At 71.3% G+C, this 14463-nt stretch carries 18 protein-coding genes; 10 read left to right on the top strand and 8 right to left on the bottom strand.

Going from position 1 to position 14463, the window contains the following annotated elements; translation table 11 throughout:
• The first annotated feature begins 224 nt into the window (after positions 1-224).
• The 3 genes from AC1DU4_RS24925 to AC1DU4_RS24915 all read left to right on the top strand — a co-directional run bounded on the left by AC1DU4_RS24925 (position 225) and on the right by AC1DU4_RS24915 (position 2724).
• Positions 225-515 carry a DUF2516 family protein gene (locus tag AC1DU4_RS24925; protein ID WP_092776103.1) on the top strand — a complete coding sequence of 97 codons (291 nt, stop codon included), beginning with the start codon at positions 225-227 and terminating at the stop codon, positions 513-515.
• Between the two features lie 139 nt (positions 516-654).
• Positions 655-1593: an AurF N-oxygenase family protein gene (locus AC1DU4_RS24920; protein ID WP_477844445.1), complete on the top strand. Its 939-nt coding sequence runs from the start codon at positions 655-657 to the stop codon at positions 1591-1593.
• Between the two features lie 84 nt (positions 1594-1677).
• A complete protein-coding gene (locus tag AC1DU4_RS24915; RefSeq protein ID WP_477844443.1) occupies positions 1678-2724 on the top strand; it encodes an alpha/beta fold hydrolase in 1047 nt (348 codons plus the stop codon).
• A 77-nt stretch (positions 2725-2801) separates the two neighbouring features.
• Here the strand turns inward: AC1DU4_RS24915 and purU are convergent, their stop codons facing one another.
• The 3 genes from purU to AC1DU4_RS24900 all read right to left on the bottom strand — a co-directional run bounded on the left by purU (position 2802) and on the right by AC1DU4_RS24900 (position 5140).
• Positions 2802-3692 (bottom strand): formyltetrahydrofolate deformylase, encoded by an 891-nt coding sequence (purU, locus tag AC1DU4_RS24910; protein ID WP_477844441.1) that lies wholly within the window; start codon positions 3690-3692, stop codon positions 2802-2804.
• Positions 3693-3768: 76 nt separating this feature from the next.
• Positions 3769-4593, bottom strand: coding sequence for a class I SAM-dependent methyltransferase (locus tag AC1DU4_RS24905; RefSeq protein WP_477844439.1), 825 nt, complete (start codon positions 4591-4593; stop codon positions 3769-3771).
• Positions 4594-4621: 28 nt separating this feature from the next.
• Entirely contained in the window at positions 4622-5140 is a 519-nt protein-coding gene (locus tag AC1DU4_RS24900; RefSeq protein WP_477844437.1) for a GNAT family N-acetyltransferase, read from the bottom strand.
• Positions 5141-5238: 98 nt separating this feature from the next.
• Between AC1DU4_RS24900 and deoC the strand changes: the two genes are divergently transcribed.
• Positions 5239-5904 (top strand): deoxyribose-phosphate aldolase, encoded by a 666-nt coding sequence (gene deoC, locus AC1DU4_RS24895; protein ID WP_477844435.1) that lies wholly within the window; start codon positions 5239-5241, stop codon positions 5902-5904.
• 71 nt (positions 5905-5975) lie between these two features.
• Here deoC and AC1DU4_RS24890 read toward each other — a convergent pair whose 3' ends face one another.
• Entirely contained in the window at positions 5976-6749 is a 774-nt protein-coding gene (locus AC1DU4_RS24890; protein ID WP_477844433.1) for an LmeA family phospholipid-binding protein, read from the bottom strand.
• A gap of 113 nt (positions 6750-6862) precedes the next feature.
• Here AC1DU4_RS24890 and AC1DU4_RS24885 point away from each other — a divergent pair, with 113 nt between their 5' ends.
• A complete protein-coding gene (locus tag AC1DU4_RS24885; RefSeq protein ID WP_477844432.1) occupies positions 6863-7462 on the top strand; it encodes a type IV toxin-antitoxin system AbiEi family antitoxin domain-containing protein in 600 nt (199 codons plus the stop codon).
• Positions 7463-7537: 75 nt separating this feature from the next.
• On the opposite strand, the gene AC1DU4_RS24880 is transcribed toward AC1DU4_RS24885, so the two are convergent.
• The 4 genes from AC1DU4_RS24880 to AC1DU4_RS24865 all read right to left on the bottom strand — a co-directional run bounded on the left by AC1DU4_RS24880 (position 7538) and on the right by AC1DU4_RS24865 (position 10051).
• Positions 7538-8332: a class I SAM-dependent methyltransferase gene (locus AC1DU4_RS24880; protein ID WP_477844430.1), complete on the bottom strand. Its 795-nt coding sequence runs from the start codon at positions 8330-8332 to the stop codon at positions 7538-7540.
• A gap of 46 nt (positions 8333-8378) precedes the next feature.
• Entirely contained in the window at positions 8379-8879 is a 501-nt protein-coding gene (locus tag AC1DU4_RS24875) for a DUF2505 domain-containing protein (protein WP_477844428.1), read from the bottom strand.
• A gap of 83 nt (positions 8880-8962) precedes the next feature.
• Positions 8963-9466, bottom strand: coding sequence for a DUF2505 domain-containing protein (locus AC1DU4_RS24870; protein WP_477844426.1), 504 nt, complete (start codon positions 9464-9466; stop codon positions 8963-8965).
• 81 nt (positions 9467-9547) lie between these two features.
• Positions 9548-10051, bottom strand: a complete 504-nt coding sequence (locus AC1DU4_RS24865) for a DUF2505 domain-containing protein (protein WP_477844424.1) — start codon at positions 10049-10051, stop codon at positions 9548-9550.
• A 43-nt stretch (positions 10052-10094) separates the two neighbouring features.
• On the opposite strand from AC1DU4_RS24865, the gene AC1DU4_RS24860 reads away from it, so the two are divergent.
• The 5 genes from AC1DU4_RS24860 to AC1DU4_RS24840 all read left to right on the top strand — a co-directional run.
• Positions 10095-11165, top strand: coding sequence for a UDP-N-acetylmuramate dehydrogenase (locus AC1DU4_RS24860; protein WP_477844447.1), 1071 nt, complete (start codon positions 10095-10097; stop codon positions 11163-11165).
• 59 nt (positions 11166-11224) lie between these two features.
• Positions 11225-12481 carry a L,D-transpeptidase gene (locus tag AC1DU4_RS24855; RefSeq protein ID WP_477844423.1) on the top strand — a complete coding sequence of 419 codons (1257 nt, stop codon included), beginning with the start codon at positions 11225-11227 and terminating at the stop codon, positions 12479-12481.
• Between the two features lie 75 nt (positions 12482-12556).
• Positions 12557-12685 (top strand): hypothetical protein, encoded by a 129-nt coding sequence (locus AC1DU4_RS24850; RefSeq protein ID WP_477844421.1) that lies wholly within the window; start codon positions 12557-12559, stop codon positions 12683-12685.
• Between the two features lie 19 nt (positions 12686-12704).
• On the top strand, positions 12705-12953 hold the full coding sequence (locus tag AC1DU4_RS24845; protein WP_477844419.1) for a hypothetical protein: 249 nt from the start codon (positions 12705-12707) through the stop codon (positions 12951-12953).
• Positions 12954-13139: 186 nt separating this feature from the next.
• On the top strand, positions 13140-14463 hold a 1324-nt coding region (locus tag AC1DU4_RS24840), incomplete at its 3' end, for a hypothetical protein (protein WP_477844417.1).

The raw sequence follows: 14463 nt of genomic DNA, 5'->3' as shown, positions 1-14463 counted from the left end.
CCGCGAAGCCGGCCGCCGCCAAGCCTGCCGCTGCCAAGCCGGCCGCTGCGGCGGCTGCCAAGCCCACGGCCGCGGCCGTCGCCGCCTCCAAGGCTCCGGCCAAGAAGGCTCCGGCCAAGAAGGCGACCGACTCGTAGTCGTCGACTCTCAGGTCCGGCCCCGCCGGACCCGCCGAGACCCCCGTGCACACGCTGCGCGGGGGTCTCGCCCGTAGAATGGGTGTCGTGTACACCGTTTACGGCCTCCAGGGCATCATCATGCTCGCGCTCCAGCTGATCGCGCTCGGCGCCGGAGTCTTCGCGGTCTTCCATGCGCTTCGTCAGCGGACCGACGCCTTCACCGCGGTGGAGAAGCTCAGCAAGCCGATCTGGCTGGGCATCCTCGTCGCCTCGCTGCTGGTGCTGCTGTTGCCGCTCGGCATGTTCATCTGGGTGATCGCAGTCGTCGCGATCTGCGTCTACCTCGTCGACGTCCGTCCGCGGGTGGACGAGATCCAGCGCGGTCCCCGCTGGTAGACCGCGGTCCCCGCCGCTCCGAAAAATAAATGCGAACTTGAGTCACAGACACCATTGACAGTGGGTGTCGTGGCGTCGCATGGTGGAGGCAGGTAGGACGCGCTGCTGCGTCCTACGGGACCTCCAACGAGGAGCGGCAATGTCGACAGTCCACGACCACGAGGTGTCCTCGGGACGGTCCGGATCGAGGCGGCACCGGGCCGGAGATCGTCAGGAGACGGCGAGCAGGCTGCTCGCGTCGGCGGCCCGCAAGTCCTACGACCCGCTGGTCGAGGTGGACTGGGCGGCGCCCGTGCCCGAGGACCTCTACGGGATGACCCCAGAGTGGTGCAGCCTCTACGGCACGGACCTGTGGGAGACGATGACGCAGCGGCAACGCGTCACTCTCACCAGGCACGAGGCCGCGAGCGTGGCGGGCACCGGCATCTGGTTCGAGATGATCCTGATGCAGATGCTGCTGCGCGACATCTACCTGCACGACCCGGCGACGCCGCACGTGCAGTTCGCGCTCACCGAGATCGCGGACGAGTGCCGGCACTCCACCATGTTCGCCCGGTCCGCGCAGCGCTTCGGCGTCCCGTCGTACCAGCCGAAGAACTGGATCCGTCAGTCCGCGAGGCTGTTCAAGGCCACCGCGTCCGGTTCGCTCGCCTACGGCGGGACGTTGTTCGCCGAGGAGATCCTCGACATGATGCAGCGCGACTTCATGAAGGACGAGCGGGTGCAGCCGATCACCCGGACGGTCAGTCGGATCCACGTCCTCGAAGAGGCGCGGCACATCAAGTTCGCCCGTGAGGAGACCCTGCGCCGGTCCGCGCACATCTCCAGGTTCACGAGGGCGCGCATCCGTCTGCTGCTCGGCATCACCGCGTACTTCGTGGTCACCAGCCTGGTCAACCCCAAGGTCTACGTCGCCGCGGGGCTCGACCCCCGACAGGCCCGGGCCGCGGTCAAGGCGAACCGCCACTACCACGACAAGATCCGCGAGGGCAGCGCCAAGACCGTCGAGTTCCTCTCCGATGCAGGGCTGGTCGGCGGCCCGTCGACCCTGTTGCTGCGGCGCGCGCACATCATCTGACCGCGACCCCACGGCGCGGGCCGGCCCGGGTTCCACCCGGCGGTTCACACGAGTAGTTCACCCACAGCACACGGAGGTAGACAGGTGGCGGCACAGTCACGCGGCACGGCGCGACGGATTCTCGTCGGCGTCGCGGCCGGAGCGGCGCTGATCGGCGCAGGCGAGGCATGGCGTTCGCGGCGCTCCGCCGCGTCGCGAGTTGTCCGGGCGGAGCCGAACCCCTATCTCGGCGATCCGGTCGCAGTTCCGGAGGTGTTCGAGGTGACCTCGGCGGACGGCACCTCGATCAATGTGCACGCCTACGGGGACCCGTCGGCGCAGCCGATCGTGCTCAGTCACGGCTGGACGTGCTCGACGGTGTTCTGGCATCCGCAGGTGAACGCACTGGCCGGGGACTTCCGGGTGATCACATACGACCAGCGCGGCCATGGCCGCAGCGCGCGCGGCGCGCATCCGCTGACCGTCGACGTACTGGCCGACGACCTGTCCGCCGTGCTGGCGGCGACGGTGCCCGCCGGCCGCAAGGCGGTCCTGGTGGGCCACAGCATGGGCGGCATGAGCATCAACGCCTGGGCGGCCCGGTACCCGGAGCAGGTGGGGGAGCGGGTCGGCGCGGTGATGCTGGCCAGCACCGCCACCGACCATCTCGTAGACGAGTCCACGCTGGTCCCGCTGCTGCGCCGGCTGAAGACGGTCCCGGACCCGGTCGGCCGCGCGATCCTCGGGTCCACCGTGCCGATGGCCCGGCCGCTGGCCGGTACCGTCGCCACCCGGCGGATGATCCAGTACGTGGCGCTGGCGCCCGGGTCGACGGCCGACGAGGTCGAGTTCTGCACCCGAATCGTCGCCGAGTGTTCCGGCCGCACCCGGGGCGGGTGGGGCGCGGCCATGCACAGGCTCGACCTCCGGGTCGGGCTGGCCAACCTGACCGTGCCAACGACGGTGCTCGTCGGCACCGCGGACCGGCTCACTCCGCCGGGGCACTCGGTGCGGATCGCAGACGCCCTCGACAGCCTCGGTCACCTCGAGCGGCTGATCCGGTTGCCCGGCATCGGTCACATGGCCACGGTCGAGGCCCCGGACGAGGTGAACGCGGAGATCCGTCGGCTGGCCACGCGTATCACTGCCTGACGCCCGTTCGGCCCGTCGCCCGTCCGCCCTCGCCACCCGAGTGAACGGAACCGTTCACTCGGGTGGCGCTGCTCGGTTCAGCTGAAGACGACGGTCTTGCGGCCGTGCACGAGGATCCGGTCCTCGAGGTGCCAGCGCAGCCCGCGCGAGAGCACCAGCTTCTCGATGTCGCGTCCCTGCCGGACCATGTCCCGGACCTCGTCGGAGTGGTCCACCCGGATCACGTCCTGCTCGATGATCGGCCCGGCGTCCAGTTCGGCGGTCACGTAGTGGCAGGTCGCGCCGATCAGCTTGACGCCGCGGGCGAAGGCCTGGTGGTACGGGCGCGCGCCGACGAACGACGGCAGGAAGCTGTGGTGGATGTTGATGGCGCGGCCGGCCCAGTGCGCGCACAGTTCCTCCGGCAGCACCTGCATGAACCGGGCCAGCACGACGGCGTGTGGGTCGTGGGCGTCGACCAGTTCACGGACCCGGTCGAAGGCGGGGCCGCGCTCGGCCGGGTCCTTCGGGAACGGCACGTGGTGGAAGGTCAACCCGTGTGCCTCCACGACCTCGGCCAGGTCGGGATGGTTGCCGATGACGGCGCAGATGTCGGCGGGCAGCTCGCCGCCGGCCGCCCGGCCGAGCAGGTCGTGCAGGCAGTGCCCCTCCTTGCTCACCAGCAGCACCACCCGCTTGCGTTCGCCCGAGTCTTGAAGCGTCCATTCGGTTTCCGGACCCAACTCGGCGGCCACCGCCCCGAACCGTTCGCGCAGCTCGTCGACGCCGATCTCCAGCGACGACGCCCGGACGGCCTGCCGGGTGAAGAACCAGCCGGTGTCGGGGTCTGCGTGGTAGGCCGCCTCGACGATGGAACCGCCGACCTCGGCGAGGAACGTCGAGATGCGGGCGACGATGCCGGTGCGGTCCGGCGTGCCGAGGGCGAGGACGTAGCGACGGTCGTCGTAGGGGGCAGCGGGGCTACTCATGCGCCCAGTCTCTCAGGTGCGCTGTCGGCAGGGGGACGCGATTCACTCATGGCGGAACGGTACGGCCGCGGACCTGTCAGCGGTCGAGAACGGCGGTGCCGATCAGGGTGGTGGCGTCGATCGTCTCGACGTCCCGCTCGGTGAGCAGCGCCAGCAGGTCGAGCCGGATCTTCTCGACGACGGCGTCGTCGCAGCCGAGCAGCGGCGCGCGCAGCGCACCGCCGAGGACCAGGTCCCAGACCAACTGGGGTGTCGCGGGCAGCAGGTTGGACAGCTCGGTGACCTCGACGGTGTGTGCGCCGAATCCGGTCAGCCAGTCGGTCAGGGCGTCGGCGGTGTCGAACCGGGACAGCGGCGACGGGTCGGCCCCGCTCGGCGCGCCCCCGGGCAGGTGCCGGGCCAGCACATCGGTGTACGCCCGCCCGAGGTCCGTGAGGGCGCCGCGCCGCCACACCGTGACGCCGATCTTGCCGCCCGGGCGCAGCAACTGGACGAGCCGGTTCACCGACTGGTCCACGTGGGGGAGGAAGAACACCCCGTACGAGCAGGCCAGGGCGTCGTACCCGGCGTCGGGCACGGTGCTCGGCGGCTCCCACTCGGTGGCGTCGGCGCGGACGAAGTCGAGGTTGTGCAGGGCCCGGTCCGAGGCCACCAGCCGACCCTCCTCGAGCAGGTCGTCGGCGACATCGACGGCATGCACCAGCCCGGCCGGGCCGACGGCCGCGGCGGCCGGTAGCGCCGAGGCCCCGGCGCCGCTGCACACGTCCAGCACGGCGTCGCCGGGGCGCAGCCGCAGCTGGGCGATCAGCGACTGGCCGGCCGGGCCCCAGACCTGAGGGGTGAGGCGGGTGAACTCACGGATGCCGGCGTTGAACACTGCCGCCAGCTGCTCGGCGTTCATGCCTGCCACGGTAGTCGCGGACGGACGGTCAGTCCCCGTAGAACGCGGGTGCGTACCGGAACTCGCCGGTCATCTCGGGTGTGTACGCGTCGAGGGTGCGTACCTGGAAGTGCGAGACCCAGTCCGGGACCCCGGGTTCGATGGACAGCGTCGAGCCGGGGACGAAGCCGAACCTCGGGTAGTAGTCCAGGTGGCCGACCAGCGCGACCAGCGGTTCGCCGAGGGCGTCGGCGGCGCCGAGGCTCGCATGCATCAGCGCGGCGCCGACGCCGTCGCGCTGATGCGCGGGCAGCACCCCGATCGGACCGAGCGACAGGACCGGCCGGCCGTCGAGGGTGGCCCGGGTCAGGCAGATGTGCCCGAGCACCTCGCCGTCGACATCGGCGACCAGGGACAGCGCGGGCACCCAGGCGTCCGAGGAGCGCAGCGCGGCGACCAGGGGACCCTCCATCGGTTCGCCGCCGTCGGGGGCCTGGTCGGCGAAGGCCGCCCGGTGGACCGCCGCGATCGCGGCGACGTCGGACGGGTGCTCGCGTCGGATCAACATGAGGCCATGGTGCCGCCCCGCGCGGGGCCGGCGCCACCGAATTTCGGCACCGCGTGAGGTGACGCGGACGGGTTCGGTGCTGTGCCAAGCTCTTCGGTATGTCTGCAGCCCTCACCCGCGCCCGCGTCGCCGCGATGGTCGACCACACCCTGCTCAAGCCGGAGGCGACCACGGCCGACGTCGCCGCGCTGATCGCGGAGGGGCGCGAGCTGGGGGTGTACTCGGTGTGCGTGTCGCCGTCGATGCTGCCGGTGCGCGCCGAGGGCCTGCACGTGGCCGCGGTCGCGGGGTTCCCGTCGGGCAAGCACCACTCGCTGGTCAAGGCGGCCGAGGCTCGGCTCGCCGTGCAGCAGGGTGCGCACGAGATCGACATGGTGATCGACATCGGCGCGGCTGCGGCCGGCGACTACAACGCGGTCCTCGCGGACATCCTCACGGTGCGCGAGGGCATCGACGGTGACACGGTGCTCAAGGTGATCCTCGAGACCGCCGCGCTGACCGACGAGGCGATCGTCGAGTGCTGCCGGTCGGCCGAGCGCGCGGGGGCCCACTTCGTGAAGACCTCCACCGGTTTCCATCCAGCGGGCGGGGCGTCGGTGGCGGCGGTCCGGCTGATGGCCGAGACGGTCGGCGGCAGGCTCGGGGTCAAGGCCAGCGGCGGCATCCGGGACGCGGAGACCGCGCGGGCCATGATCGAGGCCGGCGCCACCCGGCTCGGCCTGTCCGGGACCCGCGCGGTGCTGGACGGGTTTCCCGCGGCCTGACACACCGGCCCGCGCGGCCTCGGGCGGCGCGGGCCGGCGAGCCGCGGAAGTCCGGGCCCGCGCGCCTCGTTCTAGGTGAGCAGCGAGCAGCTGCTCGGCGCCTGAGCGCTCGCGTCGCCCTTCGGCATGGTGTACGCGCCGCCGGCCAGCGACATCTGCAGGCCGCTGTCGGTGACGGTCAGCGAGTCCGGGGTCATCCCGAGCGGGTAGATCTGCAGGCTGCTGGTCAGGACGTCGACGATGCCACTGACCAGGTCGGTGGGGATCCCGAGTCCGAGCAGCTCGGCGCCGACGGTCTCCACCTTCACCGCGCCCGCGTCGACCTGCGGCTTGACGGTCAGCTCGGCCAGGCCCAGGACCTGGAACTGCAGGGTCCCAGCGGCCGCGTCGGAGGCGACGTCGGTGACCAGGTTGCCGAAGGGCTGGGCCTGGATGGTGGCCAGGATGCCGGCGGTGGACCAGTCGATGTCGGCGGTGGAGCTGCCGATGCTGCCGCTCGAGGTGTCGGTGGCGGTCAGGTCGACGTCGTTGACCCGTGCGGTGACGTCCATGCCCTGGGCCGGTCCGAAGCTGGAGCCGGCGCTGCTGATCGTGATGTACGGGACCTTCTTGTCGATCGCCTGCAGCAGCATCGGCTTGGCGCTGAGCCCGACGTCGACCTGGGAGCCCAGTTCACTCTGGAACTGGTCCGCCATGCACTGCTTCACGTTGTGCCGAATGTAGAACTCGGCGCCGACCAGCGCCGCGACCAGTGCGACGATCACGACGAGGGCGATCGTCAGGGCCATGTTTCGCTTCGGGCCCGACGTCGGGGGACGGTACTGGGCGTTCGCGGTGGTCGTCATGGCATGGATTCTTCCCGAAAAATCTGTGTGGGCTCTGAGAACACGCCCCGAATTCGACGAGTCGAGGCCCGCAGGATGTGACGTGGAACACAGTTGGACGTACTGTGTCGAACATGGACGACCGAGCGCATCGGCATCACCGGCAACAGGACCGCGATCTCTACGCGCAGGCCCGGGAGCAGGACGGCTACTTCACGGCCGCACAGGCGCGGTCCGTCGGGTTCTCACGGGCCGACATCGGGGCCGCGATCGTCGCCGGGTCGTGGGTGCCGGTGGAACCGGGCCTGTACCGGTTGACGCAGTGGCGTTCGACCGATCTGGAGGAGGTGGCCCGCTGCTGCGTGTGGTTCGACGACGCGGTGGTCTCGCACCAGAGCGCGGCCGAACTGCACGGACTCGGCAGCCTGCACCCGCAGTTCCTGCACGTCACGGCGCCCACCGAGATCTACCACCGGATGGACCGGGTAGCCGTGCACCGCAGCACCCTCGGTGCCGACGACTGCGAGCACACCGGCGGCTTCCGGATCACCACCCCGCTGCGGACGGTGCTCGACCTCGCCGAGGGCGGCGTGTCGCAGTGGGTCCTCGACGAGGTGGTCGGCGACGCGTTCGCCATCGGCAGGCTCCGACGGAGCGACCTCGAGGCCGCGATGGCCGGTCGTTCGGAGCGCGTCGAGCAGCGGATCGGCCGGGCGCTCGCCGCGACCTCCTGACCGGCACCGCGACCGCTCGTCCGCGACCGCGCCGCCGGGTCAGCCGGGTCAGCCGGGTCAGCCGGGTCAGCCGGGTCAGCCGCGTGGCGCGACCAGCGACCACGGCACGGTGAGCACGCAGTCCCGCATTCGCCGCCTCGGCACCGCCACGGGCAGGCCCTGCCCGCGCATCGACTCCAGCGCCACCCGCCAGCGCACCCGAGGCCCGAACGGGGCGTGCGGTGCCGCGTTCGCCCACGCCCGGTCCGCGGCGACCAGCAGGTCGTGGATGCCCTCGCCCGGGACGTTGCGGTGGATCAGCGCCTTCGGCAACCGTTCGGCAACGTCGCTGGGGCGTTCGACGTCGAAGGGGTCCCAGGCCAGAGTCAGCGTCAACGGGCGGTGCGCATCGAGCAGCACCCAGGCGCAGCGTCTGCCCAGTTCGTCGCAGGTGCCGTCGACCAGCAAACCGCCGGGGGCCAGCCCGGACTGCAGCTTCGACCAGGCGCCGGAAACGGCTTCCTCCGGGTACTGGCGCAGCACGTTGAACGAGCGGACCAGGGTCGGGCGCAGACCGGCGAGTTCGAATCCGCCGCGCGCGAAGCTGACCCCGTCGCGGCTCTCGACCACCCGGTCCGGGTCGATCTCCAGGCCGACGACGCGAAGGTCGGCGCGGACCGTGCGCAGCCGCGACGCCAGCTCGAAGGTGGTGTCCGGCCGGGCCCCGTAGCCGAGGTCGACGACGAGCGGGTCCGCGGCCTCGCGCAGTGCGCGGGCTACCTCGTGGCGGTGCCTCAGCCAGCGGTCGCTGCGCCGGAGTCGGTTGATCCCGGTGGTACCGCGGGTGATGACGCCGTCCGGTTTGGGCCGGCCGGATGCGGCGCGGGGCATAGGTCTACCGCTCGAGGGTCTGCTGTTTGGGGGTCTGCTGCCGGAACTACTGCTTGGCGAGCCAGTCTGCGGTGACCTGGGCCTCGGTGCGGAACAGGTCGACGAGGTTGACCAGCATCACCTGTTCGAGCTTGCCGCCGACGAACGGGATGAACACCTTGGCCTCGGAGGAGGTGCGCAGGGTGCAACCGGTGTCGGTGCTGAACAGCGACATCGAGCCGGTGAGGCTGCCCGGGCCCGCGGGGATGGACGCCTGGTAGGTGCCGGTGACCGGCTCCCCGAAGGGGCTGTAGTGCTCCTTGCGGGTGATCACCATGTCCTTCTTCATCACGGTCTGCGCGATGTCGGGCAGACCGTCGCGCGGGATGATGTGGTGCAGCACCAGGTCGATGCCGTCGTCGCCGATCTCGAGGCTCTCGACGCGGTTGTCCGAGTACTTGCGCAGTTCCTCGATGCGCGCCTCCCAGTAGTCCCGGTTGGTCAGCGCGGCGTACACCTGCTCCGTGGAGTGGGTGTAGCGGGCGGAGTAGTCGATGCGACGAGCCATGACCGGCAGGGTACCGGCTCGGCCTCGAAGGCAGGTACACCCGCCCGGCCGTGCGGGTGTACCTGCGGTTGACGGTTGCTCGGTCAGGCGTTGGCCGCGGCCCACTCCTCGACGACTTCCTGGTCGCGTCCGAGGATCCCGAGGATCTGCTCGGCAACCATGCCCTCGATGGTGCCGCCGATCAGCTTGATGCTGACCTCGACCTCGCCCTCGACGGTCAGCGTGCAGCCGTCCGCGGAGGCGGTGAGCACTGCGGTGCCGCCCACCGTCACGGGCATACCGGTGGTCACCGCGGTGAACGTGCCGTCGGCGCGGCCGTCGGTCAGCGGGCCCCACACCTCGCCGCGGACGATGGACAGCTCGCCCTTGATGACCTTGCTGACCATGCTGGGCAGCTTGTCCTTGTCGATCTCCTGGGCGATGCCCACGTCGATGGTGCCGTCGCCTGCGGTGAGGTGATCGACCTTCAGGCCGTTCTCGGCGCCCTGCTCGACGCGGTGAAGCCAGAAGTTCTCGTCGGTGAGCGTCCGGTGGACGGTCTCGACGGGCAGAGAGTAGGTGGTGGTCAATTCGATTTTGCGCGACATTGCACGGAGGCTACCCGGTCGTGCCGACGGGCGGTCGCGGTGTGCCGCATACCTTGTCGCGGGTTCCGAGACGATTCGTTCTCAGGTGTGCGAGGCAAGCCACCCGGCGGTGAAACGGTCCTCGTTCTCGAGCAGTTCGGTGATCTGCTCGGCGATGACCGACTCGATCTTTCCGCCGATCAGGGGCATCTTCACGTCGACCTGCCCGTCGAGCCCGACCGTCGACCCGTCGCCGTCGGCGGACAGGGTCAGCGTGCCGGACAGCGCGGCCGGGACGCCGTCGACACGTGCCGTGAAGGTGCCGGTGGCGCGGCCGCCGACGAGCGGACCCCAGGTCTCGGTCCGGGTTATCACCAGGTCGCCGGGACGGACCGTCGTGACGATCGACGGCAGGTGCTCGGCGGGGATCGCCTGGGTCAGCTCCACGTCGACCGTGCCGTCGCCCACGGTCAGGTGGCCGAAGCTGGCACCGTCGCCACCGACCTCGACGAGGCGGTCACGCCAGTACTGCTCGCCGGTGAGTGCCCGGTGGACCTGGTCCACGGACTGGCGGTACGAGCACGAATGCAGGATGCGGCGGGCCATGCCCGGCACGCTACCGTTTCACCTCGTGCAGGCATTACAGGACATGGCGACGGAATTCGGTGCCGAGCTCGAGACGGACGTGCCGCTGTCGCGGTTCACCACGCTGCGGCTGGGTGGTCCGGCGCGTGCGATGCTCACCTGCCGCAGCACCGACACGCTGGTCGCGGTGGTGCGTGCCCTCGACGCGTCGGGCACCCCGGTGCTGATCCTCGGCGGTGGCTCGAACCTGCTGATCGCCGACGAGGGGGTGGACGCGGTGGTGGTGCGGGTGGCCAACGCGACCACCCGGCTCGGCGCCGACCACGTGTACGCCGAGGCGGGCGCGGTGTGGGACGACGTGGTCGCCGAGGCGGTCGGCGCGGGACTCGGCGGTCTCGAGTGCCTGTCCGGGATCCCCGGGTCCGCGGGTGCGACGCCGGTGCAGAACGTCGGCGCGTACGGCGTCGAGGTCGGGTCGCTGCTGCTCCGGGTCCAGCTGCTGGACCGGGCCACCGGTGAGGTGCGCTGGGTGAGCCCCGACGAACTCGGCCTCGGCTACCGGACCAGCGTCCTCAAGCACTCGGACGCCGCGTTGGTGCTCGCGGTGGAGTTCGCCGCCCGGCCCGACGGGCTGAGCGAGCCGCTGCGCTACCGCGAGCTGGCGACCGCACTGGGCGCCGACGAGGGCGAACGCCGACCGGCCACGAAGGTCCGTGAGGTGGTCCTCGGGTTGCGGGCGGGCAAGGGCATGGTTCTCGACGCCGCCGACCACGACACCTGGAGCGCCGGCTCGTTCTTCACCAACCCGGTGGTCCCGGCCGACCGGCTGGCGCCGGTGCTGGCGGCGATCGAGGCCCGGGTCGGCGACGGGGTGCGGATACCTCAGTTCCCGGGCGACGGCGGGACCAAGCTGTCGGCGGGTTGGCTCATCGAACGGGCCGGCTACGGCAAGGGCTACCCCGGGGGTGACGCGGCGGCGCGGCTGTCGACCAAGCACACATTGGCCCTCACCAACCGCGGCGGCGCGTCCACGCAGGACCTGCTGGCCCTCGCCCGAGATGTCCGGGACGGAGTGCAGGACGCGTTCGGGGTGCGGCTCGAACCGGAGCCGGTGGCGGTGGGCTGCACGGTCTGAGCCGGGAGCGCGAGTTCGGTCCGGCGGGGCACTCCGCGGTCGCAGGTACCGTGGATTTCGTGCGCAACCTGGGTATTTGGACAAGTCGGACCCGCAAGGGTCCGTTGATCGTGCTGCTGCTGGCGGCTGTCGTCGCGCTGCTGGCGGGATGCACGATCGGGGGCGACGGCTCCGGCACCTCGAATCCGGCCGCGGCGGCGCCGCCGGTCGCGGAGGTGACGCAGGCACCCGCGGCGGACGCGCAGGACGTGAGTCCGACGGCCCCGGTCTCGGTGACCGTCGCCCGTGGCACCCTGGCGGACGTCGCACTGGTCAACGCCGCAGGCACGCCGGTACAGGGCGCGCTGACACCGGACCGGACCGCATTCCACACCACCGAACCGCTCGGTTACGGCGCGGCGTACACCTGGTCCGGCACCGCCACCGGGACCGACGGCAAGGTGGTCCCGGTGCAGGGCACCTTCCGGACCGTCGCCCCGGCGTCCACCACCTCGGCGAACATCAACATCGGGGACGGCCAGGAGGTGGGCATCGCGGCGCCGATCATCCTCAAGTTCAGCGACCACGTCGCGGACAAGGCCGCGGTGGAGAAGGCCCTCACCGTCACCACCAACCCCCCGACACCCGGCGCCTGGGCCTGGCTGCCGGACGACAACGGCTCCCGCGTGCACTGGCGCCCGCAGAACTACTGGGCGCCCGGCACCACCGTGACCATGGTGGCCAAGCTGTACGGCGTCGACTACGGCGACGGCGCGTACGGCGCCGACGACCTAAGCGCGGACTTCACGATCGGCCGCAGCCAGATCGTCAAGGCCGACGCCCCGAGCCACCGGATGCAGGTGGTCCGCGACGGTGCGACGGTGATGGACATCCCGGTCAGCTACGGCGAGGGCGACGAGGACCGCAACGTGACCCGAAGCGGGATCCACATGGTGACCGAGAAGTACGAGGACTTCCTGATGTCGAATCCGCCGTTCTACGAGAACGTCCGCGAGCACTGGGCGGTGCGGATCTCCAACAACGGCGAGTTCATCCACGCCAACCCGGAGACCACGGGCGTGCAGGGCTCGGCGAACGTCACCAATGGCTGCATCAACCTCTCCCTGTCCGACGCGCAGGCCTACTTCGGCACCGCCATGTACGGCGACCCGGTGGAGGTGACGGGTACCCGTATCGACCTGTCCGCCGCGGACGGCGACATCTACGACTGGGCGATCGACTGGTCGACCTGGCAGTCGATGTCGGCGTTGCCCGCGGGTGGTGCGGCCGCCGCGGCTGCTCCCGCCGTCGCACCCACGACGGCTCCGATCAGCTGACCCGGCCGCCCGACCGGCCGGGCGGAACCGAACGGGGTTGCCTCGCGTCAAGGCAGCTGAGGGGTCGAAGCGGCGGTGGGTCTGATCGCCCGTGACGGTGACGCCACGATGGCCGTCGCTCTCGATGCCGTGCTCGGGGACGTCGCGTCGGCCATGCGTGAGTACTGGGGGAACTTCGAGGGCGACGGGACTTTCGGGGGGTGACCGGGGCGCGTTCCAGGCCGTGGGCGACCTGTGCGACGCGCTGTCCGAGTCGTGCCGCACCACCGCCACCGACGTCGAGCACGCGAAGCTGACGATCATCGCGGCCTTGGCGGCGGCCGCACTCCCGACGGCGGCACCCACGACAGCATCGACGCGGCCCGTCGCGGTGAGGGTCTACCGGGGTGTGACGGTCGAGCCACCGTGCCCGCCGGATCGGCTCGCCGGAACGTGGAACCGTGACGGACCGGTCCGCGTCTATCCATGGTGAGCCGTCTGAACCGAGCCTGACGTGGGAGTGGTCGTGTGCGTACGGGGGAGCGGACGTGGGGAAGCGTCCGCGGCGCGTCGACACCCGCTCGGGTTCGGTGACGGTGGCCGGTGAGGCAGCTGCGCAGGGGGTAGCTGCCTCACCGGGGCTCGGAGAGATCTCGGTCCGTGACGAGGGGGATTTGAAATGTCGTTGCCCAGCCTGGAGGACCTGACCACTTCGCTCGGGAAGCTGGCATCGCGCGCCATCGACGACCTGACCGCGCTGACCCGCGACCCCGGCAACTGGATCGTCGACGTGGTGTCGGGATTCGATCTCGACGAGCGCAGCCGGGTCCGAGCCGAGCAGGCGGCGGGCAACTCGGCCCGGTCAGACCTGTACGGGGTGCAGGACGATCTCCGCTCCCGGTTCGCGGGAGACTACGACCCGCCGTCCCTCTCCGCCACCGAGAGTTTCGATTCGATGTCGCACGAGCAGATCAGGGACGCGGTGGATGCGATGAACGCGGAACCCGTCCGCGCCGGCGCCGAGGGCTGGGCGAGGATCGGGACTGCGCTCGCCGACGGTCTCACCGGGTTCCAGCRGGCGATCGAGCGTGAGATCGCCGACGGCTGGAGCGGAGTCGCCGCGGCGGCCGCGTCCGCGGCCACCGAGAACTACGGGTCCGCATCCGCGGAGTTGGCCCGGGCAGGAAGGCTGGTCGGGACCAAGATCGAGGAGGCCTCCCTCGGGATCGCCCAGGTGAAGGCCACCATGCCCGCGGCCCCGACCACGGCGTTGTTGGAGCAGGTGTTCGACGTGGTCGTGCCGTCGGCCGGGATGCTGAAGAACGTGGTGCACGGCTCCGACGAGGCGCGTCAACAGGCGATCCAGATCATGAAGACCGTCTACACGCCGGTCATGCAGCAGGCCGACGCCAACGTCCCCGTCCTGCCGCGGCCGCTCGACCCGACGGTCCGCCCGCCGGCGCCGCACCGGCATGCGGCCGACCCGGCCGCCGGCACTGCCGACACCGGTCGGCCGGACGGCGGCGGCACCGGCACTTCTCCGGGTGCGCCGACGCCGGGCGATCCGTCGCAGCAGCGGCTCGGGAGCGAGGCGCCGACCGGCGGCGAGGACGACGGCCCGGCCGGCCGGACCGGCCCGACCACGGGCGGTGACTCGTCGGCGACGGTAGTCGACGAGGGCGCCGATGACCCGAATTCGCTTGTCTCGGAGACTGATCCGTCCTCGGTGTGGACCGCACCGGCCACCTCGGGTGCCGCCGATGCCGCGGTCGGCGGACCCGGCCCCGGCGTCGGGTCAGGGACAGGGACAGGGACAGGGACGGGGGTCGGGGTCGGGACCCCGCACTCGTCGGGAGGGGCCGTCGGCGGGGGCGCCCCGGCCGGAGGCGCGGGACCCGGCGGTTACTTCGGCAGACCCGGCGGCTATTTCGGCGGACCGGGGGGCGGGCCGGGCTCGCCGGGTGGGGTCGGCGGTGTGCCGGGCTCGCGGGGCAGCGCCGTCC

It is taken from the genome of Rhodococcus sp. P4_F5, assembly GCF_056401315.1.
The sequence above is the reverse complement of the archived record's forward strand: the minus strand, read 5'-3'. Positions and strand labels throughout refer to the sequence as shown.

Excerpts from the sequence above, each read along its gene's own strand:
- deoC (WP_477844435.1), top strand. The coding sequence starts at position 5,239 with ATGTCTGCAGCCCTCACCCGCGCCCGCGTCGCCGCGATGGTCGACCAC.
- AC1DU4_RS24880 (WP_477844430.1), bottom strand. The coding sequence starts at position 8,332 with ATGCCCCGCGCCGCATCCGGCCGGCCCAAACCGGACGGCGTCATCACC.
- purU (WP_477844441.1), bottom strand. The coding sequence starts at position 3,692 with ATGAGTAGCCCCGCTGCCCCCTACGACGACCGTCGCTACGTCCTCGCC.
- AC1DU4_RS24920 (WP_477844445.1), top strand. The coding sequence starts at position 655 with ATGTCGACAGTCCACGACCACGAGGTGTCCTCGGGACGGTCCGGATCG.
- AC1DU4_RS24870 (WP_477844426.1), bottom strand. The coding sequence starts at position 9,466 with ATGTCGCGCAAAATCGAATTGACCACCACCTACTCTCTGCCCGTCGAG.
- AC1DU4_RS24905 (WP_477844439.1), bottom strand. The coding sequence starts at position 4,593 with ATGAACGCCGAGCAGCTGGCGGCAGTGTTCAACGCCGGCATCCGTGAG.
- AC1DU4_RS24865 (WP_477844424.1), bottom strand. The coding sequence starts at position 10,051 with ATGGCCCGCCGCATCCTGCATTCGTGCTCGTACCGCCAGTCCGTGGAC.
- AC1DU4_RS24900 (WP_477844437.1), bottom strand. The coding sequence starts at position 5,140 with ATGTTGATCCGACGCGAGCACCCGTCCGACGTCGCCGCGATCGCGGCG.
- AC1DU4_RS24875 (WP_477844428.1), bottom strand. The coding sequence starts at position 8,879 with ATGGCTCGTCGCATCGACTACTCCGCCCGCTACACCCACTCCACGGAG.
- AC1DU4_RS24885 (WP_477844432.1), top strand. The coding sequence starts at position 6,863 with ATGGACGACCGAGCGCATCGGCATCACCGGCAACAGGACCGCGATCTC.
- AC1DU4_RS24890 (WP_477844433.1), bottom strand. The coding sequence starts at position 6,749 with ATGACGACCACCGCGAACGCCCAGTACCGTCCCCCGACGTCGGGCCCG.
- AC1DU4_RS24860 (WP_477844447.1), top strand. The coding sequence starts at position 10,095 with ATGGCGACGGAATTCGGTGCCGAGCTCGAGACGGACGTGCCGCTGTCG.